The sequence below is a fragment of the Streptomyces sp. 147326 genome, assembly GCF_045000215.1.
In the GTDB taxonomy this organism is placed as follows: domain Bacteria; phylum Actinomycetota; class Actinomycetes; order Streptomycetales; family Streptomycetaceae; genus Streptomyces.
In genome coordinates, this window is record NZ_CP134201.1 from 8,118,047 (window position 1) to 8,143,608 (window position 25,562).

Below are 25,562 nucleotides of genomic sequence, written 5' to 3' on the forward strand. Positions count from 1 at the left end.
ACGCCGGGCCACATCTCCACCCAGCCTCGCACCACCGCTGCCCGACGGCACCCGTAACGCTCTGACCTGGAGGCAAAACACCCCTCAGGAGGCCGGCAGGCCGAGGATCTCGAGGATGCCCTCCGCGTAGGCGGCGGGTCCCGAGCCGGGGGCCGCGGTGACTTCGCGGCGGAAGCCGGCGGTGCCGGTGCGGATGAAGGCGACGCACTGCCCGTGCAGCCCGGCCTCGTGGGTGCCGCCGTCGTCCACCGTGCACAGCAGCGCCAGCAGCGTCCACAGCAGCGCCTCGCGGGTCGCCTGCCGGGGCGGGTGCGCGGCCCACACGGCCATCAGCACGCCGCACACCGCCGGAGCGGGCGGTTTCAGGTTCTCCGCGAAGAAGACATGGCCCTCCAGCGCGTGGAACGCGGCCGGATGACCCTCGGCTGCATCCCGTACGGCGGCCACCAGATGGCCCGCCGAACGGCCGCAGCCGCATTCCGTCGACTCCCAGTCGTGCCGGGCGATCTCCGCCTCCACCGCGTCCGGAACCAGCGGACTGCGCGGCACGGCGCCCTGGCGCAGCAGAGCATGCTGCCGCTTCTCGCTCCCCCTCATGGGGCACAGTATGAGCCAACGGCCGAGCGCTCTGCGAGGGGGGTCGGAACCGGATCACCAGGGCCTTCGTCTGAGACCCCGTGTGGATGAAACGAAGAATTCCGGCCCTGTTCCTCGCCCTGCTCGTGACGCAGCTCGGCGCCCTGATCAACCCCGCGTACGCGTGCGGATGCGGGGCCATGGTTCCCGACGGCCAGTCCCGGATCGGCGTCGACCGGGAGACGTCCGTCGTGCGCTGGGACGGCCGTACCGAGCAGATCGTCATGCGTTTCACCGTCGGCGGGGACGCCCACCGGGCCGCCTGGATCATGCCGGTGCCCGGGCGGGCCACGGTGGAGCTGGGCGACGGGGACGTGTTCGGCGCACTGCGCGACCTGACCCGGCCCGAGCGCAAGGCCCGGCACTACTTCTGGCCGCGCGACCGGGACTGGCCCTTCTCCTCCGGCCGGGACGGCCTCGTCGGCGCCACACCCCCGGGCGCCGCGGACGCGTCCGTCGGCGTCGTCGGCCGCGAACAGCTCGGCGACTTCGACGTCGCCCGGCTCACCGCCACCGACCCGGACGCCCTGAAGACCTGGCTGGAGACCAACGGCTTCAAGCTCCCCGACCGGCTCGCCGCCGAAGTCCAGCCGTACGTCGACCAGCGGTGGGAGTACGTGGCGGTACGGCTCGCCCCCCGCCAGCAGGGCAAGGTGCTGCGCGGCGACCTCGACCCGCTGAGGATCCGCTTCGAGAGCGACCGGCTGGTCTACCCGATGCGGCTCTCCCGCATGGCGAAGACGCCCCAGTCACTCGGCCTGTACGTGCTGGCCGACCACCGCATGGAACCCGCCTCCCCGATCGGCGGCTCCGCGCCGAAGGTGACCTTCGCGGGGACCGTGCACCCGAAGGACGGCCCGGTCGCCGAACTGGCGGGCGGCAAGGCGGTGTTCCTGACCGCGATCGACCAGGAGTTCCCGGAGCCGGCCCGCATCGACGCCGACCACGAACTGCGCGCCACCGCCAAGGACACCCCGTACCGCAGGGCGGTCTACCACGACGAGCTGCTCACCGTGGGGGACGGCATACCCGTCTGGCTCCTGACGGTGTCGGCCGTCCTGGCGGCGCTCGCGGGCTCTGCCTTCGCGGTGATCCGACGCCGCCGACGGCTCCGCGAGGACCGGGCCGCCTGAAGTCCCCCGTACGGGCGGCCCGGTCCCGGCCGGCTACGACGCGGCGGACCGGCGGAACAGGGCCGTCCACAGGAAGGCCTCGCCGAACACCGGGGACTCGGCGTCCTCGTCGTTCATGCGGCGCAGCTCGACCTCCGTCAGGTCGGCGAAGATCGCGCGCAAGGACTCCGGGGTGTAGGCGAGGCCGCCCTGGAGTCCGGCCTCGCGGTAGAAGGCCTCGTCGGGGAGTTCGGAGCCCATCGCGCCGGCCGCGAAGCAAGTGAGCGCGAGCTGCCCGCCGGGGGCGAGGGCCCGGTCGAGGAGGGCGAGGTAGCTGATGCGGCGGTGCGGCGGCAGGTGGTGGAAGCAGCCGGAGTCGTAGATCAGGTCGTACGGGCCCGCCAGCCCGGTCGCGGCGGGGGCGAAGGCGTCGCCGCAATGGAAGCGGACCTCGGCCCCGGCCTCGCGGGCACGCTCCTCGGCCCAGGCGATGGCCGCCGGCGACAGGTCGACGGCGTCCACCTCGAAGCCCCGGGAGGCGAGGTACAGGGAGTTGCGGCCCGGACCGCAGCCCAGGTCGAGGGCGCGGCCCGGGGTGACCAGGCCGCGCTCGACGGAGGAGACCAGGTTCTCGTCCGGCTTCGACACGAAGAACGGCACGGCCTTCGAGCGGTCCGCGTAGAAACCGTCCCACCACGAGGCCCCGCCGGCCGTCCAGCGGTCGGCCTCCGGAGCGAAGAGGCCGTCCAGCAGCCGCAGTACGTCGTCCACCGTGCGTATGTTCCGGTCCATCCGGCCCCCTCCCGATGAGGAGATCCTATGCACGGCTGCCCGGAGTGGATCAGAGGGGCCGGGGAGGCTGGGTCCGCCAGAAGGAGCACTGGTGGTCCTCGCCGAAGGACGAGGTCGTGCGCGTAGCCGACGGATTCAGGGTGAGGACCGTACCGGCGGCGGCCGGCGGCCACGGCGTCTGACCCGCCACGACGGGGGCGCCGAAGCGTGCGAACGCGGCCCAGTAGCGCTTCATCCGAGTGCCGAGCGCGGTCTGGACCGGGGTCAGCGGGCGCTCGCCCATGGTGAAGTCGTGCAGATAGGCCAGCTCCGCGCTGTGCGCGTTCGACTCGTCCAGGCCCGGCACCTGCGCCCCCGCGAGGGTGGGCGACTGCGGGTCGTCGAACTCGTAGACGTACGTGGGTACTTGGGACGCGAAGAGCTGAGCTGTCCACGCCGTGTGGCACGCGAAGGCCGAGTCCGTCATGACGGCCGACAGCGCCAGGTACGGCGAGCCGTGCGCGGCGACCGGATAGCGGGCCAGCACCTCGGGACCCGCGGCCCCGTAGTCCGCCAGGATCTGCGCCGTGTACTGCTCCGCCGTCAGCCGCGGCTGCGTCAGCGCCACGAAGAAGCGGGCCTCGGCGCGGGTGCTCCCGATCAGCACCGGCACCTTGTTCCACGTGCCGTCGCCGATGGCCTGCGCGGGCGGGAGCGGCAGCAGGCCGTCGCCGGACGCCGGACCCGGGCTGGGCAGCGTACGGGCGGCCTCGACCAGCGCCGCCCCGGAGACGGCGCGCAGGCAGGCGGCCGCCTCCGCCGCAACGGTGCATCCCGCGCGGGCGGCGAAGGACCGCGCCTGCCCCTCGGCAGCCGCGACGTCCGGCGTACGCAGCAGGGAGCACGGACCGCTCTGCAGCACGGCCCGGTGGAAGAGACCCGCGGCCGGGGGTGCGGCCAGCAGCGCGCAGACGGAACCGCTGCCCGCGGACTGCCCGGATATCGTCACGTTGCCCGGATTCCCGCCGAACGCGCCGATGTTCTGCCGGGTCCACTGCAGCGCCGCGAGCTGGTCCATCAGGCCGAAGGACCCGGAAAGCCGGGCGTTCTCCCGGCTCAGCTCGGGAAGGGCCAGATAACCAAGCTGTCCCAGGCGGTAGTTGATGCTGACGACCACGCTCTGGGTGAGATCGGCCATGGTGCGGCCGCCGAACTGCGTGCCCGTTCCCTGGCTGTACGCACCCCCGTGCATCCAGAGGACCACCGGGAGCCGGGCTCCGGGGCGGGCGGTCCGGGGGCGGTAGACGTCCAGGTACAGGCAGTCCTCGCTGACGGCCTGCGGATCGGCCAGGCCGAACGGCGAGAACTGCAGGCACGCGGGCGCCTGTTGCGCGGCCTCGCGCACCCCGTTCCAGCGGGGCGGTGGCTGAGGTGCCCGCAGCCGCGCGGCCCCGACCGGCGGAGCGGCGTAGGGGACACCGAGGAACTCCTGTGCGCCGTCGCGTGATTGACCGCGCAGGCTGCCCTGCGCCACGGTGACGACCGGGCGCGGTGAACCGCCGGCCGATGCGGAGGGTGAGGGCGGCGAGGCCGCCGCCGGAAGTGCCGAGGCGAGCAGGGTCACCAGGGCGAGGGCCGTGCCGAGCAGGGATCGTGCCGAAGACAGCCGGTTGCCGGGCCTCTTCATCCGTCCTCCTGGATTCGTGCGGAGTGCGTGCGCGGGTGCGTGCGGGTGCGTGCGGGGATGTGACACGTTCCTGCCGAGGCGGCTTCCGGCCTCTGCCTTCGGCTCGGGGCCTCGGGTGCGGCCGGGGACGGAGCCTTGCGCGCGCTCCGCCCCCGGCCGGCCGGCGGTCCTACGGACGGAGTCCGGCGATCAGGGCCGAGGTCACGGCGTGGTCCGCCGGGCCGGTGTTCCAGTCGGAGTTCATCGGGCTGACGGCGATCTTGCCGGCGGCCACCGCCTCGATGTCGCCGCCCTTGGCGGCGGGCTTCAGGGCCACCTTCACGCTCACCTTCCAGGTGCCGTCACCCGCGTCGGTGAAGTCCGGCTCGAGGAAGTTCTGCGGGTCCTGGAAGGTGGCGGCCACACCGGCGGCCGTGCCCTTGCCGTCCGCGCCGACGACCGGGTGGTTGACGTTCAGGCCTACGCCCTTGGGCAGCAGGGGACCGGACCGCGCCCGGACCCGCAGCCGGTCGATCAGCTTGACCGCGAAATCGAGCGTGGGCCCCATGGCGTTGACCGTGGTGACCGGGTCGGGCGCGCTGAGGCCGCCGGTGCTCAGCGCGATGGCCGGCACACCGGACTCCAGAGCGGCGACGGCGCCGCCGACCGTACCGGAGTGGGTGGCGAGCCCGGCGACGTTCGGGCCGAAGTTGGTGCCGGAGACGACCAGGTCGGGCGCTTCGTCGGCGAAGACCTCGGCCAGCCCGAAGGCGACGGAGTCGCCCGGAGTGCCGTCGACGGCCCAGACCTTCGGTTCGGGGTGCTTCACCGAGATGGCGGGGGCACCGCTCATCATCTTGGTGCCGGTGCCGCTCTGGTTGGTGAGCGGGGCGACGATCGTGACGTCGTGCCCGGCGGCGGTCAGCCGCTCGAAGGCCTTGCGGATCCCCGGCGCGTTGTAGCCGTCGTCGTTGGTGAGCAGGATCCGCAACGGGCCGGCGGGCGCGGCCGCCGGCGCCGCCGTGGGCGCGGTCTGCGGCGCGGCGACCGCGGGTGCCGTGCCGGCCAGGGCAGGCGTGCACAGCATCAGGGCGGCCAGCGGCAGAACTCGCTTGCGTCTCACAGAGTGCTCCTTCAGAGCGGAGGGAGGTGAGGGTGAACGGTGGTGCGTGGTGCAGCCCGGCGGGCGCGCGACCCTCGGCGCGCGCCCGCCGGAGTTCCGGCCGGGCCCGGTCCCGCGGGACGGGCCCGGAGCGGGCCCGGGGGAGCGGGCCCGGAAGAGGGCGGTCAGCGCACGCTGCGGATCGGGAGGATCGCGAGCGCGCCGATCAGCGAGAGGGCTCCGCCGACGAGGAAGAGCGGGGTGTAGCCGCCCAGCGCGGTGACGACGGCCGAGGCGACGAAGGGGGCGATGATCTGCGGTCCCGCGTTCGCGATGTTGAGGACGCCCATGTCGCGGGCGGCGTCCTCGGCCCTCGGGAGCACCAGGGTGACGAGGGCGGTGTCCACGGCCATGAAGCAGCCGAAGGCGAGGCCGTTGAGCGCGCTGAAGACGAGCATGCCGGTCCACGTCGGGCTGACCACGGGGACCACCATCACCAGCCCGGCGAGGGCGGCCGATACGCCGACGAACACCTTGCGGCGGTCGAGGCGGTCGGACAGCAGCCCGCCCAGCACGGTGGAGAGGGCCATCGCGACCATCGACACCGGGGTGAGGACGGCCATCGCGGCCGGCGGGGTGAGTCCGGCGGGCAGCGTGATGTGGTCGTCGAGGATGTAGAGCTGGTAGCCGACGACGGCGAAGTAGCCGAGGACCATCAGGGCGCGGCCGATGAAGGCCCAGCGGAAGTCGTGGTTGCCCAAGGCCGAGAGGAAGGCGGCCAGTTGGGCGCGCTTGGGCGCGGCCGGCGCCTTGACGGCGGACTCGGTGCGCGGGACGTCCCGGCAGAATCCGGTGAGCAGCAGCGCGGAGACGGCGACGATCGCGCCGAGGATCAGATAGCCGGTGAGCAGGTGTTCAGCGGTGTTGGAGGCGACGAGCACGCCGACCGTACCGCCGATGGGCAGACCGAGCCCCACCAGCGCGGACGCGGTGCCGCGACGGGCTGCGGGGATCCGGTCCGGGACGATGGCGGTGACCGCGGCCTGGTAGATGTTCATGGTCGCCTGGATCAGGCACCAGCCGATGCCGACGAGCAGCGCGGTGTTCACGCTGCCGAGCAGGCCCAGAAAGACGAGCGAGGCGAGGCCGCCGCCCAGGATCCAGGGGTTGCGGCGGCCGCTGCGGTCGGAGAGGGCTCCGGCGATCGGGTTGAAGGCGGTGGCGAAGATCGCGCTGATGCCGCCGATCAGTCCCAGGACGGCGACCTTGTCATCGGGGGCGATCGCGGCGATCTGGGTGGGCAGCAGGACGGAGCCGACACCCATGTAGACGGCCATCAAAGCGGAGTTGGCGACCAGGAGCAGGGGCAACAGCCCTCGTTGGCGGACGGGTTCCGGCTTGGGGGCTACGGGCGTATCGACGGCTTCGGGCGTGGCCATGACGACTCCTCGGGGGACGGAGCGGGGAGGTGGCGGTGCGTGGGGGGAGAGGGGCGCCCCGCGAGCGGAGGCCGGGCGGCGGTGTCACCGGGGGTGGGGCGGACGACCGCGGTCTACTTGATGTTGTTACACGTGTCACCAAGTGCGTTGGAGACTGTGTAGCACCCATTTCCGGGCTCCGCCAGAGGTTGAGGCCGGTCGCTGCGCAGATCGTGACCGACCGCGGGGCCGGGATGAGAAGACGTGTAACCAATGCGTTGAGGTCACTGCGCAGGGCTGATGTGTCGAAAAACCCTCTTGCACTTGTGGCGGCCGTCACGCATAGGCAATACTCCGTGCCGCACCGCGACTGCCCCGCCTAAGGGCGTCCTACCCGGGCGGCGGGGCGTGGCCCGCGGTGCCTGTGCAACGTCGCGGTCCGTGCTCGTACCTGCTCCTGCTTCCGCTCCTGTTCCCGCTCGTGCGGCGTGACGACGTGGCGGGCGCGTCCACCAGGCGGAGCGGGCCGGCCCGGACCTCAGGGCGTCTTCATGGGTGTCTCGCGAAGTCCGGCATCGGGTCTCTCCCCGGCCACCGCCGGGAGGCGCCCCCGGCACGGTCCTCGGCCGTCTGCGTCCCCCGGCTACCGCCGGGAGCGCCCCGCCGCACGCACTGCTTCGTCCGCCTCGCGATCCGCCGGACCGGACGTCGCTCCCTGATCAGGTCCGTTCGGCAGGCGAACCCCTCGGCCGTACCCCGCGGCCCGGCGCTCCCCCCGCTTCCGCCGCCTCCTCTCCCCGTCTCCCTGTCTCCCCGTCTCCCCGTCTCTCTGATTCCCGGCGTTCCCGCCTCCCCGCGCTCCACCCGCCCCCGCTTCCTCCCGCTCCCTTCGTCCCCCCATTTCCGCGCCTGCTCTCCGCGTGCCCCCACCGCCTGGGGAGACGACCGTGAAAGGCCCGCCATGTTGCCCTCGCCCTCCTTCACACCGCCGCCTCGCCCGCCCCGCCCCACCCGGCCGCCCCGGCACCACCTCCCCGCCGCCCCGCCGCGTCACGCGCTGGCCCTCGGGATCGGCCTGTTGCTCCTCGCGCTCCTGGCCGCGCTGCTGCTCCGGATGGACCAGCAACCCTTCTTCCAGGAGCTCGACGACCGCTGGGCCGCCTCGGTGAACGATTCCTCCGCCGAGGGATCCGGCGGATCGGACGGGCTCGGCGGGGTCGCCCTGTTCCTCGACCGGCTCGGCGGCCCGTTCGGCCTGGTCCTGCCGCTCGCGCTGATCGGCTGCCTCTGCGTCTACGGGCGCTGGCGCTCGGGGCTGTTCGTCCTCTCGGCGGCCGTCGTCACCAACGTCTTCCTCGTCCTGCCGCTCAAGCAGCTGGCCGACCGTCCGCGTCCGCCGCACCCGTGGGTCCTGGTCAACGACGGCTCGTACCCCTCCGGCCAGGTGTTCAGCGCGGTGACGCTCGTGATCGTGGTCGCGGTGGTGGTGTTCCCGCCGCGTGCGCGACGCTGGTGGTGGGCGATCGGGGCCTCGTACGTCCTCGCCATGATGGGGAGTCGCACCTGGCTGCACGCCCAGTGGCTCAGCGACACCTTCGCCGGCGTTCTCCTCGGCGCGGGGGCCTGCCTCGTGCTGTGGCGGGTCTTCAAGCCGTTGCTGGACGTCGAGGCGGAGCGCATGGCCTCGGACAGCCTGTGGCTGTGAGGCGCGCCCCGAAAGGGCCTCGACATATCGTGCAGTATTGACGGACGTTAAATTCGCGCCATAATCTCGCTGTGCTGGCGCATCCGGTGCGCTGCACTCAGGAAGGAACGGCTCATGCCCCACTCCCCAGGTCAGGACCAGACGACGGTGGTGGACCTCCCCGCGGGGCGCCTGCGCGGCGCGAACGAGCACGGGGTCGCCGTCTTCCGGGCCGTGCCCTACGCCGCACCTCCGGTCGGCGACCTGCGGTGGCGGCCCGCGCGGCCGCACGCCGGCTGGAGCGGAACGCGGGATGCCACCGCCGACGGCCCGAGTGCACCGCAGATGTACCGGGAAGGCGGCGACCCGGTCCTCGGCGGGCACGGGTCGCCGCCGTTCGACGAGGACTGCCTGACCCTCAACGTCTGGACGCCCGGCGTCGACGACGCCCGCCGCCCGGTGCTCGTCTGGATCCACGGCGGTGGCTTCGTGTCCGGCTCCGGCTCGCTGCCCGGCTACTCCGGCGAGACGTTCGCGCGCGACGGCGATCTCGTCGTCGTCAGCATCAACTACCGCATCGGGCCGCTGGGTTACCTCTACACCGGTGAGGGCGGGGAGGGTGAAGCCGGTAACCACTGGCTCTCCGATCAGCTCGCCGCCCTGCGCTGGGTGAAGGAGAACATCGCCTCCTTCGGCGGCGACCCGGACCTCGTCACGGTCGCCGGGCAGTCCGGCGGCGCGGTGTCCACCGCCGCCCTCGCCGGGCATCCCGGGACCCAGGGGCTGATCCGGCGGGTGATCCTGCAGAGCCCGCCCTTCGGCCTGGACCTCCCCGCCCCCGACGCCTATCTGGAGCGCACCGCCGCCTACCTGGAACTGGCGGGCGCCAAGGACCTGGCCGAGCTGCGCGAGCTGCCCTGGCAGGAACTGATCGGGGCGGCCGCCGGACTCTTCGCGCAGACGATGCGGTGGGGGTACTGGCTCACTCCCTTCCTGCCCGTGATCGACGGGGTAACCCTCCGCAGCCACCCGGCGCAGGCGCTGCTGAACGGATCGGCGACCGGTATCGACGTCATGATCGGCTGGACGCGGGAAGAGGCCAATTTCGGGTTCGCCCTCGACGAGGGGTACGCCGCCGCCACCCGGGAGCAGGTGACCGACCGGATCGCGGAGACCTTCGGGACCGAAGCCGCCGCCGACGTGTACGCGGCGTACGAGCGCGCCCGGCCCGGCGCTCGTCCGGCCGACGTGCTGATGGATCTCATCACCGACGAGCTCTTCCGGGTCCCCGCCGTCCGGCTGGCCGAGGCCAGGGCCGCAGCGGGCCACCCCGTCTGGGCCTACCAGTTCGACCTGCCCACCCCCGCCCACGAGGGCCGGCTCGGCGCCGCGCACTGCCTCGAACTCCCCTTCGTCTTCGACAACTTCGACCAGTGGGCGCACGCGCCCTTCCTGGCCGGACTCGCTCCCGCCGTCCGCGACGGGCTCGCGTACGCCATGCACCGGGCCTGGATCGCCTTCGTCCGCAGCGGCGACCCGAACCATCCGGACCTGCCGCACTGGCAGCCGTACGAGGGCGACGCGCGCACCACGATGCGCTTCGACTCCGTCGTCACCGCGCTCGGTGACCTGGCGGGCGCCTCCCGGCTCCTGCACGGCCCGCCCGCACGTCTGCGCACACCTCCGCTCCCTTGACCTAACTCGTGTAACCTGAAAGGAAGGAGCAAGCAGCGCAGAAGGAGCATCGAGGGACGTCATGGCCAAAGACACACACGCCGTCCCCGCGTCGATCACCAGCGCCGACGTGGCCCGCCTCGCCGGGGTGTCGCGCGCCACGGTCTCCTTCGTCCTCAACGACACCCAGGGCCACCGGGTCAGCGCGGGCACCCGGGACCGGGTGCTCGACGCGGCGCGGCAGCTCGGCTACGTACCGCACGCCGCCGCCCGGTCCCTGCGCGCCGGCCGCAGCAACCTCGTCCTGATGCCCTCGTCGATCTCCGCGATCGGCCGCCTCGTCAGCGACTGGGTCGACGACCTGCACAGTGAACTGGACCGTCTCGGCTACACGGCCGTGCTCCACGCGGGCCGCTTCGCCGACCCCGTCGACGCCGCCCGTGCCTGGGCCGAGCTGCGCCCCGCGGCCGTCGTCGCCCTGGACGGCGACCGCTTCACCCCCCAGGCGGCCGAGCTGCTGGGCCGAGCCGGAGTGCGCGGTCTGCTCGCCTTCGCGTCCCACCCCGTCGAGGGCGTGCACACCATCGGTTTCGACCACACCCACATCGGCGCCACCGCGGCGGAGCACCTCATCGAGCGCGGCCGCACCAGGATCGGCGTGGTCATGCCCCAGGAGAGGGGCCTCGCCACCCTCGCGCAGCCGCGTCTCGCGGGCGCCGAGTCGGTCGCGGCCCGGCACATGGCGACCGTCACCCCGGTGGAACTGGCCTACACGCGGGAGTCCGCGAGCGCTCTCGCCCGGCGCTGGCGCAGCCTCGGGCTGGACGCCGTCTTCACCTACAACGACGAGTACGCCGCGCTGCTGCTCCACGCGCTCCAGGCCGAGGGCATCGTCGTACCGGACGAGGTCGCCCTCGTCGGCTGTGACGACCTCGTCCTCTCCGCACTCCAGCAGCCCGCGCTCACCACGGTCCGGCTGGACATGCCGTCGGCGGCGCAGATCGCGGGCGCCCTGCACGAGCTGATCGGGACGGGCACGGCGGTGCCGGTCCCGGCCGTGGAAGCCGTGCTGGTGCCCCGCCTGACCTCCTGAGCGAGGGCCACCCGCGTTCGCGGGCACTCCGCAGCCACGGGCCGCGGTGTCAAGCGACGAATTCCAGCGACGTGACCGACGGCCCGCCCCGGGGCCTACTTGGATCACGGATCGAAACAGCATTCCGCCGGCAATGCGGCCGGAACCATCCCGCTGTTTCTCGACGAAGGAATTTTCGCCATGTCTGGTTACAAGGACACGCCCACCATCGGGATCGTCGACACGGGCACCGGGTTCTATGAGATCCAGGTTTCGTACACCATCTTCTACGCGCCGAATGAACTGCTGCTCCCGGAGGGCTGGTTCGACAGCGTCGCGCTGTTCGAGAGCGACAAGGAGGAGGTCTTCGGCGGCGGCGACGATCGCCTGTTCGGTCTGGAACCGAGGTTCTTCTTCCCGCAGTCGACCGAGGAGACGCGAACGTTCTCCATCCTGCGCACCCGCGATCAGCTCGAGACCGAGTCGGGCGGCGAGGAAATCTACGCGGTGGTCCACCACGTCCGCGGTATCGAGGGTCTCAAGAGCAACAAGAGGCGGACCGCCGATGTCCCGCTCGCCGTTTGAGGACGGCCACGGCCCACCGAGAGACGAGAGACGAGAGACGAGAGGCGAGAGGCGAGAGACGGAAAGCGCCCCGTGGCACCCGCACCTGCTGTAGGGGACACGGGGCGCTTCGCCGCCTCGGTGTGAGGCGTGGACCTCGGGCGGTCAGCCGCCGTCGGTCACCACCGAGCCCGTGCCCGTGCCCGCGGCCGCCCCCCGACGGTCGTGGGCACGTACGCGTTCCCGGGTGAGGGCCGGCTGGAAGAGCCACCACACCAGCAGACCCACGCCCGCGCCCGCGGCGGCCCCGGCCACCGTGTCGGTGAGCCAGTGCGCGTGCAGCCAGGTGCGGCTCCACATCATGGCCAGGGTGAAGGCCGCGCCCCCGAACCACCAGGCCCGCCGCCGGGCGGCGGGGACCAGGAGCACGCCGACGGTGACGACGAGGAGCGCCGCCGTGGCCGCGTGGCCGGACGGGAAGGAGCCGTGGTCGACGCGGACCAGCGGGTCGGCCGGTCGCGGCCGGTCCACCAGGTGCTTGAGCCCCTGTACGACGAGCGTGTTGCCGCCGAGGTAGCCGGCGAGCAGGTATCCGGCCGACGCCCAGCGCCTGCGGACGAGCAGCACGGCCAGCAGGGTGAGCGGGATGAGGGCGCCGACCGGGCCGCCGAACCAGTCCAGCGCCGTGGCGGCCGCCAGGTACGGGCCCTCGTGGGGGCCGCCCATCCAGACCAGCCAGCGTTCGTCCAGCTCCTGGAAGGGCGGATGCGTGACGTCGGACCGGACCACGAGGGCCGGGGCCACGGCGGCCGTCAGGAGCAGGAGAGCCGCGACGAGCACGCCGCGGCTGCGGCGCGGGGATGCCCCGGGCCCCGCGCGGCGGGCCGGGGATGCCCCGGGCCCGGCGCGGCGGGCGGCTGTGCGGGGGCCGTCGGGTCTGTGGTTCGGGGTGGTGACCGGAGTGCCGGGCATGGCTGTGCCTCTCGCGGCCGCGGGAGTGCCCGCGGCCGTGTGTGCTCTGAAGGGAGGGGGTGGGAGGAGGGGAGGGAGGAGGGGAGGGAGGAGGAGGGAGGCGTGCGGGGGAACGCGGGGGCGCGGCGGGGCCGGGCCTCCGCGGCGGAACGCGTCCGCGGGACCGGCCGTCAGGCCCCCGCGCCGAGGTGCCGGACCAGGAAGGCCACGCTCTCCTCGACGATCGGCGTGACGTCCGGGGCCCCGAGGAAGATGTGGTCGGCGCCCTCCACGGGCTGCAGGGTGACCTCGCCCCCGGCGCCCTTCAGGGCCTCGGCGAGGACCTCGCTCTGGCTGTACGGGACCAGGCCGTCCCGGGTCCCGTGCACCAGCAGGAACGGCGGCGGGGTCGAGTCCGCGGCGTACGTCACCGGGCTCGCGGTCCGGGCAGCTTCCGGGTTCTCGGCCACGGAAGCGCCCAGCAGCGCCTCGTAGGGATCGGGGAACTCCATCCCGGACGGCATGGCCGGCATGGGGTGCGCGGCCAGGGCGACCAGGTCGGAGACGCCGTACCAGTCGACGACCGCGAGGACCCCGGTGTCGCCCGAGCCGACGCCGTGCGTGCCCTCCAGCGCCGCGGCCTGCGGGCTGTCGGGGCCGACGAGTCCGGCGAGCGCCGCCAGGTGGCCGCCCGCGGACTCGCCCCAGACGCCGATCCGGTCCGGGTCGATGCCGAGGGTGCCGGCGAACGTGCGGACGTAGCGGATCGCGGCCTTCACGTCGTGCAGCTGGGCGGGGAAGGGTGCTTCGAGGCTGTGCCGGTAGTCGATGGAGACGAGCGCGAGCCCGGCCGCCAGTACCGCCCCGTGCAGGAGGGCGGCGGGCACGGTCGGCGGCGGGTAGCGGCGGTCGCCGTCCAGCCAGCCGCCGCCGTGGATCCAGACGACCGCCGGGAACGGTCCCTCACCCGCGGGCACCTGGACGTCGAGCAGGCGGGGCCGGTATCCGGGTGTGGTCGCGTACGTGACCCCGTCGAAGCGGCGCACGCCGTCCGCGCCCGTCACGGGCGGCACGGGGGACTGGTACGGCGGGGGTGGCCAGGTCATGTCGGCGAGATCGAACTCGGTGGGAGGAGATTGCGTCATTGCGGCCCTTCCAAATGCGGCGGTCCCGGCGGGGGCGGCGTGCAGGCTTCGCGTCGTATGTCCGAAATGCTTGCGCGAGTCACCGGGGGAGGCGTAGCTTGTTACACGTGTAATCATGACTCTAGCGACGCATTTCCGCTGACTACAAGCCCAGGAGCGTTCCGACTTCTGGAGCAGTTACACGAGACATCCCAGCGGATGCGCCGCCTTCCCCCTCCGGGAGCACGTCATGCTCACCACCACCGGCAGTTCCGCTCCTCCCGCGGTGCGGAGCTTCGTCCACTGGGTCGCCGACCCCGTCGCCGCGAGCGTCCCGCAGGTCAGGGCCCGTGTGCGCGACGCGCTCGAAGGCTGGCGGGTCCCCTGTGGTGCGGTCGACGTCCTGCTGCTGGCCGTCAGTGAACTCGTCGGCAACGTCGTCCGGCACGCGGGCGCCGGCCGGATGCGGGTCGGCGTGGCCGTCGGCGGGGGCTGGCTCCGGCTGGAGGTCGCCGACCGGGGTGCCGGCCTGCCGCGGTTGCCCGCTCCGCGCGCCGAGATCGACCCGGAGTCCGAAGGCGGCCGCGGACTGCTGATCGTGCAGCTGCTGACGGCCGAGCTGGGCGGCGAACTCTCCGTCGTGGCCCATGAGTCCGGGAAATCGGTCCGCGTGCGCATTCCCGCGGCCTGAGTGGATGCGCCGGGGGAGGGTCCGGGGGGTGTGCGCCGCTGCCCCACCCCCTGGATATCGCGAGATGTTGACGGACGCCAAATATTCGACATATCTTGCTCTCCATCTCCCCGCTGCTCCCTGATTGAGGTGCCGCCCCATGGAGCTCTCCCCTTCCGCGCATGCCGATTCCTTCTGTCGGGACCGGCTGCCGCCCTTCGCTCTCTGGCCCGAACTCCACTTCGAACTACCGGAGTTGGACTACCCGGACCGGCTCAACTGCGCTCAGCGCCTGCTCGACGACGCCGTCGAACGGCTGGGCCCCGACCGCCCCTGTCTGCTCACCCCGACCGAGCGCTGGACCTACGGCGAACTGCAGCACCGCGCCAACCAGGTCGCCCAGGTCCTCACCGAGGACTTCGGCCTCGTGCCCGGCAACCGCGTCCTGCTGCGCGGCCCCAACAACCCGTGGCTCGTCGCCACGTGGTTCGGGGTCCTGAAGGCCGGCGGGGTCGCCGTCACCACCATGCCGATGCTGCGCGCGTCCGAGCTCGCCGAGCTCACCGACATCAGCCGGCCCCTGCTCGCCGTGTGCGACCACCGCTACGCCGACGAGCTCGACCCGGCCCGCCGCCCCGGCGGGACGGACCCGCAGGACCAGCCTGACCTGCCCGTCCTCACCTACGGCGGTCCCGGACCGGCGGACCTGACCGCGCGCTGCGCGGCCAAGGACGGCCGCTTCGACACCGTGGTCACCGCCGCGGACGACGTGGCGCTGATCGCCTTCACCTCCGGCACGACCGGCCGCCCCAAGGCGACCCTGCACTTCCACCGGGACGTGCTCGCCAACGCCGACACCTTCTCCCGGCACGTCCTCAAGCCCCGCCCGGACGACGTCTTCACCGGCACGCCGCCGCTCGCCTTCACCTTCGGGCTCGGCGGGCTCGTGGTCTTCCCCCTCTCCGTCGGGGCCGCCACCCTGCTGATCGAGCAGGCGCCCCCGCTGCAACTGGCCGAACTCGTCGCGGCCCACGGCGTGACCGTGCTGTTCACCGCGCCCACCGCCTACCGCGCGATCATGGAGGCCGGGGCGGTGGACCGGCTGGCCGGGCTGCGCCGCTGCGTGTCCGCCGGGGAAGCGCTGCCGGCCGCGGTCTGGCACGAGTTCCACGCCGCCACCGGGCTGCGCATCATCGACGGCATCGGCGCCACCGAGATGCTGCACGTCTTCATCTCCGCGGCCGACGAGGACATCCGGCCCGGCTCCACCGGCCGCCCCGTTCCCGGCTACCGCGCCGCCGTCGTGGACGAGCACGGCGATCCCGTCCCCGACGGGCAGCCCGGCCTGCTGGCGGTCACCGGCCCCACCGGCTGCCGCTACCTCGCGGACCCGCGCCAGGCCTCGTACGTCAGGAACGGCTGGAACATCACCGGCGACACCTACGTCCGCGACGCGGAGGGCTACTTCTGGTACGTCGCCCGCAGCGACGACATGATCGTCTCCTCCGGCTACAACATCGCGGGCCCCGAGGTGGAGAAGGCCCTCGCCACCCACCCCTACGTGGAGGAGTGCGCGGTCGTCGGGGCCCCGGACACGCGGCGCGGCATGGTCGTCAAGGCCTACGTCGTCCTGGGCGCCGGTGTCCCGGCGGCCGAGGGGACCGTCCGTGAGCTCCAGGCCCACGTCAAGCAGACGATCGCCCCGTACAAGTACCCGCGCGCCGTCGAATTCGTCACGGAACTCCCGCGCACCGGCACCGGGAAGCTCCGGCGCGGCGCACTGCGCGAGCGCGCCCTCTCCGACGCGGCGGCACCGGCCCCCACGGCACTGGCCCCGGCGGCACCGGCCCCCACGGCACCGGCCCCGGCGGCACCGGCCCCCACGGCATCCGCCTCGGCCGCACCCGCCCCGACCGCGCCGCCGTCCCCGCCCGCCGCGCCGTCCCCCCTGCCGCCCAGCGTCGTCGTCGAACGGCGCGTCGAATGGACCGACACCGACGCGGCCGGCCACTACCACCACTCCACCGTCGTGCGCTGGGTCGAAGCGGCCGAGGCCGTCCTGCTCCACCGCCTCGGCCTGTCCCACCTGTTCGGCAGCACGCCCCGGGTCCACTTCGAGGCCGACTACCGGGCCCGGCTCTGGTTCGGGGACGCGGTGCGCACCGAGCTGAAGGTCACCAAGGTCGGCTCGGCCTCCCTGCACTACGCCTTCACCGTACGCGGCGAACAGGGCGTGGAGGCGGCCACCGGCCGCATGGTCATCGCCCACTCGGCCGCCCACGCGACCGGGTCGACCCCCTGGCCCGCCGACGTACGGGAACGGCTGGGCACGGCGGGGCCGCAGGAACCCGAACTGCTCACCCGCGCGGAATCCGCGCAATCACCAGGAGGTACGGCGTGCGCGTCGCAGTCATAGGAGGAGGGCCCGGCGGACTGTACTTCGCGGCCCTCACCAAGCAGCTCTCCCCGCACTGGGAGGTCACCGTCTGGGAACGCAACGCCCCCGACGACACCTTCGGCTTCGGGGTCGTCTTCTCCGACGAGACGCTCGACGGCATCGCCCAGGCCGACCGCGAGATCCACGCGGCCATGTCCGCCGAGTTCGCCCGCTGGGCCGACGTCGACGTCCGCTACCGGGGCTCCACCCTCACTTCGGGCGGCCACGGCTTCGCCGCCCTCGGCCGCCGGCACCTGCTGCGGATCCTCCAGGAGCGCTGCGCCGCCCTGGAGGTGGACGTCCGCTACCGCACCCAGGCCCCGCCCGCCGCCGAACTCGCCGCGTCGTACGACCTGGTGGTGGCGTGCGACGGCGTACGGTCGGCCACCCGCGCCGCCTACGCCGACACCTTCGGCACCGACCTCGACGAACGCACCGGCCGCTACATGTGGCTGGGCACGGACAAGGTCTTCGAAGCGTTCACCTTCATCGTCGACGAGCACGACTTCGGCACCCTCCAGGTGCACGCGTACCCCTACGACGCCACCCGCTCCACCTTCATCGTGGAGATGGAGGAGGAGGCGTGGCGGCGCGCCGGCTTCGAGGAGTTCGCCGCCCTCGACCACCCGCCGGGCACCAGCGACGAGGACAGCATCCGGCGCTGCGAGGAACTCCTCGCCGACCACCTCGACGGCCACCGCCTCCTTCCCAACAACTCCAAGTGGCTCCGCTTCACCACCGTTCGCAACCGCACGTGGCGCCACGAGAACATCGTCCTCCTCGGGGACGCCGCCCACACCGCGCACTTCTCCATCGGCTCCGGCACCAAGCTCGCCATGGAGGACGCCCTGGTCCTCGCCGCCAGCCTGCACGAGCACCCGGACGTGCCGACCGCGCTCGCCGCGTACGAGGAGGAGCGCAGGCCGGTGGTGGAGTCCACCCAGCGCGCCGCCCAGGCGAGCCTGGAGTGGTTCGAGCACATCGACCGCTACACGGGCCAGGATCCGCACCAGTTCGCCTTCAACCTGCTGACCCGCAGCCGCCGCGTCACCTACGACAACCTGCGCGTGCGCGACGAGAAGTTCACCAGCGCGGTCAACCGCTCCTCGACCGTGCCACCGATGTTCCGGCCCTACCCGCTCGGCGGACTGCTGCTGCGCAACCGGGTCGTCGTCCCGCCCACCGCCCTGCACACCGCGCGCGAAGGCGTCCCCGGCGACTTCGACCTCGTCCACCTCAGCACGCAGGCCCTCGGCGGCGCCGGCCTGGTCCTCGCCGGGATGACGGCCGTCAGCGCCGACGGCCGAGCCACCCCCGGCTGCCCCGGTCTGTGGAACGACGAACAGGAAGCGGCCTGGCGGCGCATCACCGACTTCGTCCACGGCCAGTCCGACACCTGCCTCGGCATCCAGCTCACCCACGCCGGGCGCCGCGCGGCCGCGCACGACCGGCAGCCCGTCGCCGCCTCCGCGCTGGCCTGGGACGAGCGGAGCCCGGTGCCGCGCGAGGCCGACCGGGCCGATATGGACGCCCTCGTACGGGACTTCGTGAGCGCGGCCCGGCGCGCCGACCGGGCCGGCTTCGACGTGCTTGAACTCCAGTACGGGCACGGCCACTTGCTCTCCGGCTTCCTGTCCCCGCTGACCAACCGGCGGACCGACGAGTACGGCGGCGACCTCGACGGCCGGCTGCGGCTGCCGCTCGAAGTGCTGCGCGCCGTACGGGAGGTGTGGCCGGCCGGCAAGGCGCTGCTCGTGCGGATCTCCGCCGCCGACTGGGCCGAGGGCGGCACCAGCGAGGCCGACGCGGTCGCGATCGCCCGCGCGCTCGCCGGGGCAGGCGCCGACGCGGTCGACGTCTCCACCGGCGAGGTCGTCTCCCACGAGCGGCCCCGCTACGGCCGCAGCTACCAGACCCCCTACGCCGACCTCATCCGCAACGCCACCGGGGTCCCCACCATCGCCGTCGGCGCGATCTCCACCTACGACGACGTGAACTCGATCATCCTGGCCGGCCGGGCTGACCTCTGCGGCGTCGGCCGCGCGCAGATCCACGACCCGCTGTGGACCCTGCACGCCGCCGCGGCCCAGGGCTACCAGGGCCCCGCCGCACCCTGGGCGCGTGCCTGGCGGGCCGGCAGCGGCCGGCCCCCGTCGGCCCGCACCGACCGGATCCCGCCCCGCCTCGAACTCCTGCGGCAGCCCGCCGCGTCCGCCCACCGCCGCTGGCTGCCGCGCGCCGCCGCACCGGCGCCCGCTCCCGTCCCCCGATAGCCGGAGGTCCCCATGCCCATGAACAGGGAGAACCTGCCCCGTTTCACGGCGGCGGCCGTCCAGGCCGCACCCGTCTACCTCGACCCCGCCGCCACCGTCGACAAGGCCGTCGCCCTGATCGCCGAGGCCGCGGCCCACGGAGCCGAACTCGTCGTCTTCCCCGAGGTGTTCGTCCCCGGATACCCCTACTGGAACTGGACGATGAACCCGGTCCAGGGCTCCCCCTGGTTCGAGCGCCTCCAGCGGTCCTCCGTCGGCATTCCCGGCCCGCACGTCGACGCCCTGCGCGCGGCGGCCCGCCAGCACGGGATCGTCCTCGTCATCGGGGTCAACGAGCGCGCCCCGCACAGCCTCGGCGTCCTCTACAACACCCTGCTGACCATCGGACCCGACGGCGCCCTTCTCGGCGTCCACCGCAAACTGGTTCCGACCTGGGCCGAGAAGCTCACCTGGACCGGCGGGGACGGCAGCTCGCTCGTGGTCCACGACACACCCGTCGGCCCCCTCGGCGCGCTCGCCTGCGGCGAGAACACCAACACCCTGGCCCGCTTCACCCTCCTCGCGCAGGGCGAACTCGTCCACGCCTCCTGCTACATCGCCCTGCCCGTCGCCCCCGCCGACTACGACATGGCCGACGCCATCGCCGTCCGCACCGCCGCCCACAGCTTCGAGGGCAAGGTCTTCTCCGTCGTCGCCTGTTCCACCGTCTCCCCGGAGATCGTCGACATGCTCGCCGGGGACGACGAGGAACTGCGCAAGCAGTTCACCCGTCCCCGCAGCGCGCTGTCCGGCATCTTCGGCCCCGACGGCCGCCCGGTCACTGAACCGCTCGTGGACGACGAGGGGATCGTCTACGGCGAGATCGACCTCGCCCGGTGCATCCAGCCCAAGCAGATGCACGACATCACCGGCCACTACAACCGCTTCGACATCTTCCGTCTCGAAGTCGACAACCGCCCCCGGCTGCCCGTGACCTTCACCGTGCCCCCGGCCCCCTTCACCGACACCGCCGCTCCTGAGGAGGACGTATGACCATCGAGCAGGACGACACCGTGCTCGGCCGCGCCCGGGTCTCCGACACCCCCGAACTCACCGCGTACTACGAGGAGCTCGGCGCCCTCGACGCCGGCGCCCTGTGGACCGTGGCCAACGACATCGAGCCCTGGTACCCGCAGCCCCGGTCCGTACCCGTGCTGTGGCGCTACGACGAACTGCGCCCCCACGTCCTCAAGGCCCTCGGCCTCGTCAAGGGCGACGACGCCGGCCGCCGCGTCGTCATGCTCGTCAACCCCGGCCGCAAGGACGTCAGCGCCGCCGCGGGACTCCTCTACACCGGCCTGCAGATCATGGGCCCCGGCGAAGCCATGACCGCCCACCGCCACCAGGCCGCCGCCCTGCGCTTCGTCCACGAGGGCACCGGTGCCTGGACGATCGTCGACGGCCAGAAGCTGAAGGTCGGCCCCCGCGACTTCGCCATCACCCCGAACGGCACCTGGCACGAGCACGGCAACGACGCCGAGGACGGACCCGTCATCTGGCAGGACGGACTCGACATTCCGCTGGTCAACGCCCTGGACGCCGGGTTCTACGAGGTCCACCCCGAGCTGTACCAGACCCCGGGGAAGGTCATCAACTCCTCGGTCCTGACCTACGGAGCGAACCTCTTGCCGTACGGGGTGGAGAAGTGGACCCGGCCCTACTCGCCGCTGCTCGCCTACCCCTGGGAGCCCACGTACGAGGCGCTGCGGGGCCTCGCCAAGGCGAGCGAGGGCTCCCCCTACGACGGGGTCATCGCCGAGTACACCAACCCGGTTACGGGCGGTTCGGTCATGCCCACCATGGGCGCCCACATGCAGCTGCTGCGCCCCGGCCAGGCCACCCTCGCCCACCGCCACACCGGCTCGGTGATCTACACGGCCGCCAAGGGCCGCGGGGTCTCGGTGATCGCCGGACAGCGCTTCGAGTGGAAGCAGGGCGACATCTTCTGCGTCCCCTCCTGGGCCTGGCACGAGCACCACAACCTCGACCCGGCCGAGGACGCCTGCCTCTTTTCCTTCAACGACTTCCCCGTCATGCGCTCGCTCGGTTTCCACCGGGAAGAGGCGTATGCCGACAACGGCGGCCACCAGCCCGTCACCCCCGCCTGACCCACGAGGAGCCCCAGCATGCGCTTGCTGACCTTCACCACCGAAGCCACCGGAACCAACGGAAGCACCGGAGCCACCGAACGCCTGGGCGTCGAGGCGAACGACCTCGTCCTCGACCTGGCGGTCCTGGCCGACCACGCCGGCGTGCGGCTCCCGCACGACCTGCTGTCCTTCGTCCAGGCCGGCCCCGCCGCGGAGGAAGCGGCCCGGCAGCTGCTCGCCGCCGACCCCGCCGGAGCGCCCGCCGGCGCCGTCCACCGCCTGGAGGACGTGACCCTGCGCGCCCCGCTGCGCCCCGGCAAGATCATCGGTGTCGGCCTCAACTACATCGAGCACGTCGAGGAGTCCAGCCGCAGCCTCGACACCGACCAGGACCTGCCGCCGCGCCCGGTCCTCTTCGGCAAGCCCGCCACCGCCGTCACCGGACCGGGCCAGCCGATCCTGCACAACGCCGACCTGACCACCCAGCTGGACTGGGAATGCGAACTCGCCGTCGTCATCGGCCGCACCGCCCACCGGGTGAGCGAGGAGGAGGCGTACGACCACATCTTCGGCTTCAGCATCATCAACGACATCAGCGCCCGCGACCAGCGCCGCTCCGGCCAGTGGTTCTTCTCCAAGGGCCAGGACTCCTACGCCCCCTTCGGCCCGGTGATCGTGACGCGCGACGAGATCCGCGACCCCATGGCACTCGACCTCTCGCTGCGCGTCAACGGCGTCACCAAGCAGAAGTCGAACACGCGCCACATGCTCTTCCCGATCGCCCGCCTCATCGCCGACATCAGCTCCGGCATGACCCTGGAACCCGGCGACGTCATCGCGACGGGCTCGCCCTCCGGCGTCGGCGCCGGCATGGTCCCGCCGGAGTTCCTCACCCCCGGTGACACGGTGGAGGCCACCGTCGAGCTGATCGGCACCCTGACCAACCCCGTCGTCGACGCCCGCTGAGGAGCACCCCGTGGCACCCCGCACCTACCGCATCGGCCAGATCGTGCCGAGCTCCAACGTCACCATGGAAACCGAGGTCCCGGCCATCCTCCGGGCCCGCCAGGCCGTCGCACCCGACGAGCGCTTCACCTTCCACTCCAGCCGGATGCGCATGACCCACGTGACCCCGGAACAGCTCAGGGCCATGGACGCGGACTCCGACCGCTGCGCCGTGGAACTGTCCGACGCCCGGGTCGACGTACTCGGCTACGCCTGCCTGGTCGCCATCATGAGCATGGGCCTCGGCTACCACCGGACCTCGCAACAGCGGCTGCACACCCGCACGGCCGAGAACGGGGCACCCGCCCCCGTCGTCACCAGCGCCGGAGCCCTCGTCCACGGGCTGCACACCATCGGCGCCAAGAAGATCGCGCTGCTGGCCCCCTACATGCGCCCGCTCACGCGGACCGTCGTGGACTACCTCACGCACGAGGGCATCGAGGTCCTCGACTACGAGGCCCTCGAAATCCCGGACAACCTCGACGTCGCCGCCCACGACCCGGCCCGGCTGCCGGGCCTCGCGCGGGCGCTGGAGTACTCGGACGCCGACGCCGTGGTGCTCTCGGCCTGCGTGCAGATGCCGTCCCTGGGCGCCATCGAGGAGGCCGAACAGCTCCTGGGCAAGCCGGTCGTCTCCGCGGCGGTCTGCACCGCCCACCAGATGCTCCGGGCCCTGGACCTCGACGCCGTGGCCCCGGGGGCGGGCCACCTGCTGTCGGGCAAGTACGCCCGGGCCCCCCTGCCCGCGTAGCCGACAGGCTCAGCGCAGCGGCGGCAACGTGTACGTGGGGATCGAGGGGTCGTTCGGGTCGAACGGGGTCGGCTTCCAGTCCATCGTCGGGATGTGGGTGGGCGCCGGCGGCGGGGTGGGGCCCCGGTAGGGGTTCTGCGGGACCTTCGGCGAACCCGCCGTGCTCCGCTTCGGCGCCGGCTCCGACGCGCGGCCGGCCGTGGGCTTCGGCCGCGCCGCCGGGGGCGCGGCCGAGGCGGAGGGCTCCGGGGCCGCCGGCTCCGAGGCCGTGGGAACCGGCGGGGCCGTCGCCGGGCCGGGGCTCGCGGTCGGCGTCGGAGGCTTCTCCGCCGCCGGCGGGGCTCCGCCGTCCCCGGCGCCGGAACATCCGCTCAGCAGCAGGCCGCCCACCAGCACCACGGCCACGGCCCCCGGCACTCTGCCACCGGTGCTCACGCCCACCACCCACCACTCCCGTGTCGTTCACGTGTTCTGCGCGGGGATCGTAGCTCAGCCCCGCGCCCCCGATCCCGGCAGGATGATCGTGACCCCGGCTCCCGTGGCGGATCCCATCGCGGCCAGCGCGGCCGGGGCCGCGTCCAGCGGGATCGTCGAGGTGACCAGCAGGTCCGGGCGCAGCACCCCGCCCCGGACCAGCTCCATCATCGGCGGGTACGCGTGCGCCGCCATCCCGTGGCTCCCGAGGACCTCCAGCTCCCAGCCGATCACCCGGTCCATCGGCAGGGCCGCCGCGCCGGCCGCCGCCGGAAGCAGCCCCACCTGCACGTGCCTGCCCCGGCGGCGCAGACCGCTCACCGAGGCCGCCGCCGTGGCCGGTGACCCCAGGGCGTCGAGGGAGAGGTGTGCGCCTCCGCCGGTCAACTCGCGCACCACGGCAGCGGTGTCGGCGTGGGCCGCGGCGTCCACACCGTGTACGGCGCCGAACTTCCGCGCCAGCTCCAGCGCCCCCGGCGCCGTGTCCACGGCGACCACCCGTGCCCCGGCCGCCGCCGCGATCATCACGGCGGAAAGTCCCACCCCGCCGCAGCCGTACACGCTGACCCACTCGCCCGCCGCGACCCTGCCCCGCGCCACCACCGCCCGGAACGCCGTCGCGAAGCGGCAGCCGAGCCCGGCCGCCGTGGCATACGAGAGTTCCCCGGGCACGGCCACCAGGTTCACGTCGGCGTGGTCCAGGGCCACGTACTCGGCGAAGGAGCCCCAGTGGGTGAACCCGGGCTGCGTCTGCCGCGCGCAGACCTGGTGGTCACCCGCCGCGCAGTCGGCGCAGTTTCCGCAGGCGCACACGAACGGCGCCGTGACCCGGTCGCCGACCCGCCAGTTCGATACCCCGGCCCCCACCGCCTCCACCACGCCCGCCAGTTCGTGCCCGGGCACGTGCGGCAGCACGATGTCCGGATCGTGCCCCATCCACCCGTGCCAGTCGCTGCGGCACAGCCCGGTGGCCTCCACCCGCACCACCACCCCGCCCGCCGCCGGACGCGGCTCCGGCACGTTCCTGACCTCGGCCTGCTCCCCGTACCGCTCGAAGACCACTGCTCGCACGGCTCCCGCCCTCCGCTCGACTGACCGGCACGCTACCCGCCGCCGGCCTCATGGCGCCCCGTCCCCGGCCCTCGCGAGGGCCAGCACCCCCGCGCAGATCAGGGCGATGCCCAGCAGCTCCGGCAGCAACCACCAGCCCGATCGCAGGTGTTCCTCGTAGAGGACCACCCCCAGCGCGATGCTGATGCTCGCGTCGCCGAGGGTCAGGGCGGGCTGCGAGGCGACCAGCGGCCCGCCCTGCATGGCGTGTTCGAGCAGCAGCAGGGCGCAGATGCCGCTCGCGCCGAAGGCGTACGTCTCCCAGGCGGTCAGGAACGCGCCGATGCCGCCGTCGTCGAGGACGTGCACCGCGGACTTCATCAGGGCGGCGGTGAGCGCGTAGCAGACGGCGGTGGCCGCGCCGAGGCAGCCGGCCCGCGAGCGGCCGGGCGGGCGGCGCAGCCCGGCCACGGCCAGCAGGGCCACGACGACCGCGCAGGCCGTCAGGGCCACCGCCCACCGCGCGGGCTCCACGTCCGTACGGTTGCCCTGCGGCGAGGCGGCGACCAGCGCGATCCCGAGCCCCGCCACCACCCCCGCCACGGCCAGCCACAGCGCCCCCGGCAGCCGTTGGCGCGTCACCAGCGAGGCGATCAGCAGGGCCAGCGGCAGCTCCAGCACGAACAGCGGCTGTACGAGGGCCAGCGCGCCCGTGGCCAGCGCGAGGGCCTGCCCGACCCCGGCCGCGATCACGGCCAGGATGCCGCCGACCCACACCGGCCGCCGCAGGAGGTCGAGGACCAGGCCGAAGCGGAAGCCGTCGCTCTGCGGCACGGTGAGCGCCGCCCGCCGCTGGAGCACCGTGGCGAGCGCGTTGCTGAGCGCCGCGAACAGCGCGAAGAGGACCGGCAGGACGACGCCCATGGCCCGATCCTCACCGCCCGCGCCACAGGGCCGCGCCACGACACCGGGCCGGGGCCGCCCCGCCGCGCGCATTCG

The 25,562-nt window shown here is 73.2% G+C and carries 22 protein-coding genes and 1 pseudogene; 13 read left to right on the forward strand and 10 right to left on the reverse strand.

All coding sequences use genetic code 11. The features are described 5' to 3' along the window. Positions 1–84 precede the first annotated feature (84 nt). Positions 85–597: a hypothetical protein gene (locus tag RIU97_RS37375; RefSeq protein WP_404961911.1), complete on the reverse strand. Its 513-nt coding sequence runs from the start codon at positions 595–597 to the stop codon at positions 85–87. Between the two features lie 86 nt (positions 598–683). Here RIU97_RS37375 and RIU97_RS37380 point away from each other — a divergent pair, with 86 nt between their 5' ends. Beyond that, positions 684–1,769, forward strand: a complete 1,086-nt coding sequence (locus tag RIU97_RS37380; RefSeq protein WP_404961912.1) for a DUF2330 domain-containing protein — start codon at positions 684–686, stop codon at positions 1,767–1,769. Positions 1,770–1,802: 33 nt separating this feature from the next. On the opposite strand, the gene RIU97_RS37385 is transcribed toward RIU97_RS37380, so the two are convergent. From RIU97_RS37385 to RIU97_RS37400, 4 genes are all read right to left on the reverse strand, one after another. Then, on the reverse strand, positions 1,803–2,540 hold the full coding sequence (locus tag RIU97_RS37385) for a class I SAM-dependent methyltransferase (protein WP_404961913.1): 738 nt from the start codon (positions 2,538–2,540) through the stop codon (positions 1,803–1,805). A 49-nt stretch (positions 2,541–2,589) separates the two neighbouring features. Then, positions 2,590–4,206, reverse strand: coding sequence for a carboxylesterase/lipase family protein (locus tag RIU97_RS37390; protein ID WP_404961914.1), 1,617 nt, complete (start codon positions 4,204–4,206; stop codon positions 2,590–2,592). Between the two features lie 169 nt (positions 4,207–4,375). After that, a complete protein-coding gene (gene surE, locus RIU97_RS37395; protein WP_404961915.1) occupies positions 4,376–5,308 on the reverse strand; it encodes a 5'/3'-nucleotidase SurE in 933 nt (310 codons plus the stop codon). A gap of 164 nt (positions 5,309–5,472) precedes the next feature. Then, positions 5,473–6,726 carry an MFS transporter gene (locus RIU97_RS37400; RefSeq protein WP_404961916.1) on the reverse strand — a complete coding sequence of 418 codons (1,254 nt, stop codon included), beginning with the start codon at positions 6,724–6,726 and terminating at the stop codon, positions 5,473–5,475. Between the two features lie 940 nt (positions 6,727–7,666). Between RIU97_RS37400 and RIU97_RS37405 the strand changes: the two genes are divergently transcribed. The 4 genes from RIU97_RS37405 to RIU97_RS37420 all read left to right on the forward strand — a co-directional run bounded on the left by RIU97_RS37405 (position 7,667) and on the right by RIU97_RS37420 (position 11,720). Beyond that, complete coding sequence (locus RIU97_RS37405; RefSeq protein WP_404961917.1) at positions 7,667–8,410, forward strand: phosphatase PAP2 family protein; 744 nt, start codon at positions 7,667–7,669, stop codon at positions 8,408–8,410. A gap of 114 nt (positions 8,411–8,524) precedes the next feature. After that, entirely contained in the window at positions 8,525–10,084 is a 1,560-nt protein-coding gene (locus RIU97_RS37410; protein WP_404961918.1) for a carboxylesterase/lipase family protein, read from the forward strand. Positions 10,085–10,145: 61 nt separating this feature from the next. After that, positions 10,146–11,156 (forward strand): LacI family DNA-binding transcriptional regulator, encoded by a 1,011-nt coding sequence (locus RIU97_RS37415; RefSeq protein ID WP_404961919.1) that lies wholly within the window; start codon positions 10,146–10,148, stop codon positions 11,154–11,156. Between the two features lie 180 nt (positions 11,157–11,336). Then, positions 11,337–11,720: a hypothetical protein gene (locus tag RIU97_RS37420; protein ID WP_404961920.1), complete on the forward strand. Its 384-nt coding sequence runs from the start codon at positions 11,337–11,339 to the stop codon at positions 11,718–11,720. Positions 11,721–11,864: 144 nt separating this feature from the next. Here the strand turns inward: RIU97_RS37420 and RIU97_RS37425 are convergent, their stop codons facing one another. Both RIU97_RS37425 and RIU97_RS37430 read right to left on the reverse strand, forming a co-directional pair. Then, entirely contained in the window at positions 11,865–12,671 is an 807-nt protein-coding gene (locus tag RIU97_RS37425) for a phosphatase PAP2 family protein (protein ID WP_404961921.1), read from the reverse strand. 170 nt (positions 12,672–12,841) lie between these two features. Further along, the gene (locus RIU97_RS37430; RefSeq protein ID WP_404961922.1) at positions 12,842–13,795 is read right to left on the reverse strand and encodes an alpha/beta hydrolase fold domain-containing protein; all 954 of its coding nucleotides are present in this window, start codon (positions 13,793–13,795) and stop codon (positions 12,842–12,844) included. Between the two features lie 229 nt (positions 13,796–14,024). Between RIU97_RS37430 and RIU97_RS37435 the strand changes: the two genes are divergently transcribed. From RIU97_RS37435 to RIU97_RS37470, 8 genes and pseudogenes are all read left to right on the forward strand, one after another. Further along, complete coding sequence (locus RIU97_RS37435) at positions 14,025–14,465, forward strand: ATP-binding protein (RefSeq protein WP_404961923.1); 441 nt, start codon at positions 14,025–14,027, stop codon at positions 14,463–14,465. Positions 14,466–14,604: 139 nt separating this feature from the next. Next, a pseudogene (locus tag RIU97_RS37440) lies at positions 14,605–16,233 on the forward strand (AMP-binding protein); the annotation flags it as partial. Next, complete coding sequence (locus tag RIU97_RS37445; protein WP_404963076.1) at positions 16,225–16,860, forward strand: acyl-CoA thioesterase; 636 nt, start codon at positions 16,225–16,227, stop codon at positions 16,858–16,860. The pseudogene RIU97_RS37440 and the gene RIU97_RS37445, both read left to right, overlap by 9 nt. Continuing rightward, positions 16,842–19,154 carry an FAD-dependent monooxygenase gene (locus tag RIU97_RS37450; protein WP_404961924.1) on the forward strand — a complete coding sequence of 771 codons (2,313 nt, stop codon included), beginning with the start codon at positions 16,842–16,844 and terminating at the stop codon, positions 19,152–19,154. Before RIU97_RS37445 ends, RIU97_RS37450 begins: the two co-directional genes overlap by 19 nt. Before the next feature lie 12 nt (positions 19,155–19,166). Continuing rightward, complete coding sequence (locus RIU97_RS37455) at positions 19,167–20,186, forward strand: carbon-nitrogen hydrolase family protein (RefSeq protein ID WP_404961925.1); 1,020 nt, start codon at positions 19,167–19,169, stop codon at positions 20,184–20,186. Further along, entirely contained in the window at positions 20,183–21,301 is a 1,119-nt protein-coding gene (locus RIU97_RS37460) for a cupin domain-containing protein (RefSeq protein WP_404961926.1), read from the forward strand. Before RIU97_RS37455 ends, RIU97_RS37460 begins: the two co-directional genes overlap by 4 nt. Positions 21,302–21,319: 18 nt before the next feature. Further along, positions 21,320–22,249, forward strand: coding sequence for a fumarylacetoacetate hydrolase family protein (locus RIU97_RS37465; RefSeq protein ID WP_404961927.1), 930 nt, complete (start codon positions 21,320–21,322; stop codon positions 22,247–22,249). A gap of 64 nt (positions 22,250–22,313) precedes the next feature. Continuing rightward, on the forward strand, positions 22,314–23,039 hold the full coding sequence (locus RIU97_RS37470) for an Asp/Glu racemase (RefSeq protein ID WP_404963077.1): 726 nt from the start codon (positions 22,314–22,316) through the stop codon (positions 23,037–23,039). A gap of 9 nt (positions 23,040–23,048) precedes the next feature. Here RIU97_RS37470 and RIU97_RS37475 read toward each other — a convergent pair whose 3' ends face one another. Genes RIU97_RS37475 through RIU97_RS37485 form a run of 3 tightly spaced genes read right to left on the reverse strand, consistent with a single transcriptional unit; the run spans position 23,049 to position 25,487 of the window. After that, positions 23,049–23,474, reverse strand: a complete 426-nt coding sequence (locus RIU97_RS37475; protein WP_404961928.1) for a hypothetical protein — start codon at positions 23,472–23,474, stop codon at positions 23,049–23,051. 54 nt (positions 23,475–23,528) lie between these two features. Further along, a complete protein-coding gene (locus RIU97_RS37480; RefSeq protein WP_404961929.1) occupies positions 23,529–24,584 on the reverse strand; it encodes an alcohol dehydrogenase catalytic domain-containing protein in 1,056 nt (351 codons plus the stop codon). Between the two features lie 48 nt (positions 24,585–24,632). Then, positions 24,633–25,487, reverse strand: a complete 855-nt coding sequence (locus RIU97_RS37485; RefSeq protein WP_404961930.1) for a DMT family transporter — start codon at positions 25,485–25,487, stop codon at positions 24,633–24,635. Positions 25,488–25,562: the final 75 nt, after the last annotated feature.

Bases quoted from the DNA above. Each gene is read 5' to 3' on its own strand.
- RIU97_RS37430 (WP_404961922.1), bottom strand. From the start codon at position 13,795: ATGACGCAATCTCCTCCCACCGAGTTCGATCTCGCCGACATGACCTGG.
- RIU97_RS37455 (WP_404961925.1), top strand. From the start codon at position 19,167: ATGCCCATGAACAGGGAGAACCTGCCCCGTTTCACGGCGGCGGCCGTC.
- RIU97_RS37400 (WP_404961916.1), bottom strand. From the start codon at position 6,726: ATGGCCACGCCCGAAGCCGTCGATACGCCCGTAGCCCCCAAGCCGGAA.
- RIU97_RS37410 (WP_404961918.1), top strand. From the start codon at position 8,525: ATGCCCCACTCCCCAGGTCAGGACCAGACGACGGTGGTGGACCTCCCC.
- RIU97_RS37380 (WP_404961912.1), top strand. From the start codon at position 684: ATGAAACGAAGAATTCCGGCCCTGTTCCTCGCCCTGCTCGTGACGCAG.
- RIU97_RS37420 (WP_404961920.1), top strand. From the start codon at position 11,337: ATGTCTGGTTACAAGGACACGCCCACCATCGGGATCGTCGACACGGGC.
- RIU97_RS37425 (WP_404961921.1), bottom strand. From the start codon at position 12,671: ATGCCCGGCACTCCGGTCACCACCCCGAACCACAGACCCGACGGCCCC.
- RIU97_RS37470 (WP_404963077.1), top strand. From the start codon at position 22,314: ATGGAAACCGAGGTCCCGGCCATCCTCCGGGCCCGCCAGGCCGTCGCA.
- RIU97_RS37485 (WP_404961930.1), bottom strand. From the start codon at position 25,487: ATGGGCGTCGTCCTGCCGGTCCTCTTCGCGCTGTTCGCGGCGCTCAGC.
- RIU97_RS37405 (WP_404961917.1), top strand. From the start codon at position 7,667: ATGTTGCCCTCGCCCTCCTTCACACCGCCGCCTCGCCCGCCCCGCCCC.
- RIU97_RS37465 (WP_404961927.1), top strand. From the start codon at position 21,320: ATGCGCTTGCTGACCTTCACCACCGAAGCCACCGGAACCAACGGAAGC.
- RIU97_RS37435 (WP_404961923.1), top strand. From the start codon at position 14,025: ATGCTCACCACCACCGGCAGTTCCGCTCCTCCCGCGGTGCGGAGCTTC.
- RIU97_RS37385 (WP_404961913.1), bottom strand. From the start codon at position 2,540: ATGGACCGGAACATACGCACGGTGGACGACGTACTGCGGCTGCTGGAC.
- RIU97_RS37415 (WP_404961919.1), top strand. From the start codon at position 10,146: ATGGCCAAAGACACACACGCCGTCCCCGCGTCGATCACCAGCGCCGAC.
- RIU97_RS37375 (WP_404961911.1), bottom strand. From the start codon at position 597: ATGAGGGGGAGCGAGAAGCGGCAGCATGCTCTGCTGCGCCAGGGCGCC.
- RIU97_RS37460 (WP_404961926.1), top strand. From the start codon at position 20,183: ATGACCATCGAGCAGGACGACACCGTGCTCGGCCGCGCCCGGGTCTCC.
- RIU97_RS37390 (WP_404961914.1), bottom strand. From the start codon at position 4,206: ATGAAGAGGCCCGGCAACCGGCTGTCTTCGGCACGATCCCTGCTCGGC.